We start from the raw sequence: 1,117 nt of genomic DNA, 5'->3' as shown, positions 1-1,117 counted from the left end.
GTCCCCCCGGCCGCGCCCTGAGCGGCGCGCGGCCCGCGGCCCGCGGCGCGCGCGTCAGCCCCGGCCGGGCTCCCCGGCCGGCGACTCCTCGTCCGCGGGCGACCGCTCCTCCATCAGCACGATCACCCCGTGCGGCTCCTCGCGAGTGCGCGACACCAGCGGGAAGACGCGCACGTGGCAGGCGATCGCGCGCCCGCGGCGGTTCGTCGCCGGCAGCACCCCGTCGTGGCCGGGCAGGTCGCCGGCGAGGCAGGCGCGGATCGGCTGCGCGAGCTGCGCCACCGGCAGCCCGATGTCGAGGTTCAGGAAGTGCGCGTGCTCCGCCTCCTCGTGGCGCACCCCCCACAGCTCCTCGGCCTGCCGGTTCCACACCAGCACGCGCAGCCCGCGGTCGAGTACCGCCACCCCCGCGCGCAGCGAGGTGAAGACGGACTCGAGGAAGGCGTTCGCCTGGTTCAACTCGTCGCTGCGCACCCGCAGCTCGTCGTTGATCGTCTGGAGCTCCTCGTTGGTCGACTGGAGCTCCTCGTTCATGGTCTCCAGCTCCTCGTTCGTCGACTGCAGCTCCTCGTTGGTCGTCTCCAGCTCCTCGACCGTGGAGTGCAGCTCCTCGTTGGTCGTTTCCAGCTCCTCGTTCGTGGACTGCAGCTCCTGGTACGCCGTCTCCAGCTCCGTCTGCGAGTCCTCGAGCTGCTGGTGGAGCTGGCGGAGGCGCGTCACGTCGAGGTACGACACGCTGGCGCCGGCCAGCGCGTCGCCCGAGAGCAGCGGCGTCACGACGATGTCGAACCACCGCTGGTCGCCGCCGGGCGCGCGCCACGGCACCGCCTCGCGCGTCGCCGCCTGCCGGTCGGCGTAGGCCTGCTCGATCATCGACCGCAGCTCGTACGGGCGGTACGACACCTCGAGGTCCTGCAGCGGCCGCCCGAGGTCGGCCGCGCCCATCCCGAACAGCGCGCGTGCGCGCCCGTTCGCCATCGCCACGCGCCCCGACGTGTCGACGACCAGTTGCGCCGCGGTGCCGCCGTCGAACGCCTCGGCGCGCAGCAGCGTCGCCTCGGCCGCCGGCCCCACCGCCCCGTCGGCCCCCGCGCGCGGCGTCGCCGCGCGCGGGGGC

1 protein-coding gene is annotated in these 1,117 nt (G+C 74.8%); it reads right to left on the bottom strand.

Annotated features, from left to right (window positions below):
- Window positions 1-54 precede the first annotated feature (54 nt).
- Window positions 55-1,117, bottom strand: a 1,063-nt coding sequence (locus PYV61_RS25625) for a PAS domain-containing protein (RefSeq protein WP_275836720.1), incomplete at its 5' end; no start/stop codon positions are given.

The organism is Roseisolibacter sp. H3M3-2 (assembly GCF_029211165.1).
Taxonomy (GTDB): Bacteria; Gemmatimonadota; Gemmatimonadetes; order Gemmatimonadales; family Gemmatimonadaceae; genus Roseisolibacter.
This window is presented reverse-complemented; position numbering and strand designations above follow the sequence as displayed.